The 2,064-nt window shown below is 68.8% G+C and carries 3 protein-coding genes; all 3 read left to right on the top strand.

From position 1 onward, the window contains the following. A partial coding sequence (locus WA965_RS24785) for an alpha/beta hydrolase (RefSeq protein WP_526448170.1) occupies positions 1-483 on the top strand: 483 nt, incomplete at its 5' end. Positions 484-518: 35 nt separating this feature from the next. Next, positions 519-1,307, top strand: a complete 789-nt coding sequence (locus tag WA965_RS24780) for a DsbA family protein (protein ID WP_047041144.1) — start codon at positions 519-521, stop codon at positions 1,305-1,307. Further along, on the top strand, positions 1,304-1,936 hold the full coding sequence (locus tag WA965_RS24775; protein ID WP_003889255.1) for a vitamin K epoxide reductase family protein: 633 nt from the start codon (positions 1,304-1,306) through the stop codon (positions 1,934-1,936). Before WA965_RS24780 ends, WA965_RS24775 begins: the two co-directional genes overlap by 4 nt. Positions 1,937-2,064: the final 128 nt, after the last annotated feature.

The raw sequence follows: 2,064 nt of genomic DNA, 5'->3' as shown, positions 1-2,064 counted from the left end.
GGCGGGGACAGCGCCGGCGGCAACATCGCCGCCGTCGTCGCCCAGCGCGCCCGCGCCGAAGGAGTGCCGCAACCGGCGCTGCAACTGCTCATCTACCCGTGGACCAACCCCAGCGGCGAGACCCGGTCGCAGACCCTGTTCGCCTCCGGCTACTTCCTGACGAAGGCCGACATCGAGTGGTTCGCCGACAAGTACGTCACCGGTGCGTCGGTGCAGATCACCGATCCGGTCGTGTCACCGCTGCTGGCCGACGACCTGTCCGGGCTCGCGCCTGCACTGGTGCTGACCGGCGGCTTCGACCCACTGCGCGACGAGGGCGTGGCCTACGCCGAGGCACTGCGCGCCGCCGGGGTGGCCGTCGACCTGCGGCAGGCCGGTGCGCTGATCCACGGCTTCGCCAACATGTTCCCGATCGGGGGCGGTTGCGCGGCCGCGGTCGCCGACATGATCAGCGCGCTGCGCACCCGTCTGCGCGGCGTCTGACGGGCCGCGAAAACGCCGCCGGTACGCTTGTCCCCGTGGCCTCGAAACCGAAGAAGACCCCGAAGTACGACCTGAAGGCGGCCGACAAGAAACGCAATCTGGCCGTACAGATCGGGTTGACCGCGATCGTCGTGATCTTCGCCGTCGCGCTGGTGCTCTACATCGTCATGACCAAGGAGGACAAGCCCGGCGAGGGTGAGGCCAAGCCGATCCGGGTGGCGTCCAGCGACGTCATCACCGGTGACGACGGCGAGCCCAAGGCCGTGCTGTCGCTCTACGAGGACTTCCTGTGCCCGGCGTGCGGCAACTTCGAGAAGGCCTTCGGCCCGACGATCAACCGGCTGATCGACAGCGGCGCCGTGGCGGCCGACTACTACATGGTCTCGATCCTGGACCGGGCCGGCCAGGGGTACTCGACCCGCGCCGCGAACGCCGCCTACTGCGTGGCCGAAGCCGACACCGAGGCGTTCCGCCGCTTCCACGCCGCGCTGTACGCCCAGCAGCCGCCCGAGGGCGTCGGCCCGTTCCCGGACGAGGCCCGGCTGACCGAGGTGGCGCGCCAGGCCGGCGTCGTCGGCGACGTCCCGAACTGCATCGAGAAGGGCCGCTACGACGACATGGTCAAGGGCATGGCCAAGGCGACCGAGGTCAAGGCCACCCCGACCATCCGCATCAACGGCAAGGACTACAAGCCGACGACCCCCGACGCGCTGATCGACGAGATCAGGAGCATCGTCGGTGACCTGCCCGTGCTCGACGCCGGTGCGCCGCCGCCGAATCCGGATCCGACGACCCCGGCGCCCGCTCCCGCTCCCGCTCCATGAGCGTGAGCGCGCCAGGGGAGGTGTCCCCGGCCGAGCCGGACAGCCCCGAGCACGGTGGGGTGCACGTCGGGAGGCTGAGCGCGCTGTGGGTCCTGATCGCCGGCGTGGTGGGCCTCTCGTCGGCGCTGGCGCTGACCATCGAGAAGGTCGAGCTGCTCAAGAACCCGGCCTACGTGCCGACGTGCAGCCTCAACCCGGTGCTGTCCTGCGGTTCGGTGATGGTCACCCCGCAGGCCGCCGTGTTCGGTTTCCCGAACTCGCTGATCGGCATCGTGTCGTTCACCGTCGTGCTGGTGACCGGGGTGCTCGCGGTGGCCCGGGTTCAGCTGCCCCGCTGGTACTGGGCCGGGCTGGCGGTCGGCACGCTGCTGGGCACGGTGTTCGTGCACTGGCTGATCTACCAGAGCGTGTTCACCATCGGCGCGCTGTGCCTGTACTGCATGGTGGTGTGGTCGATGACCATCCCGCTGCTGGTCGTGGTGACGACGATCGCGGTGCAGCCGCAGCGCGGCAACGCCGTGCTGCGCGGGCTGCACACCTGGCGCTGGTCGATCGTGGCGCTGTGGTTCACCGCGGTGATCCTGTTGTGCCTGGTGCGGTTCTGGAGTTACTGGTCCACTCTGCTCTGAGGATCTAGGTGTAACTCCCAGACAGGTTGTGAACGGCGTGGTGAGCGGAAGTAGGTGAGGACCTCCGGTATCGGTGTGGTTACCAAACACGCACATCCGATTACCGAGAGGTCCTCATGGTCCACGCT

The sequence above is a fragment of the Mycobacterium sp. genome, assembly GCF_049683935.1.
Classification (GTDB): domain Bacteria; phylum Actinomycetota; class Actinomycetes; order Mycobacteriales; family Mycobacteriaceae; genus Mycobacterium.
This window is presented reverse-complemented; position numbering and strand designations above follow the sequence as displayed.

Bases quoted from the DNA above. Each gene is read 5' to 3' on its own strand.
- WA965_RS24775 (WP_003889255.1), top strand. From the start codon at position 1,304: ATGAGCGTGAGCGCGCCAGGGGAGGTGTCCCCGGCCGAGCCGGACAGC.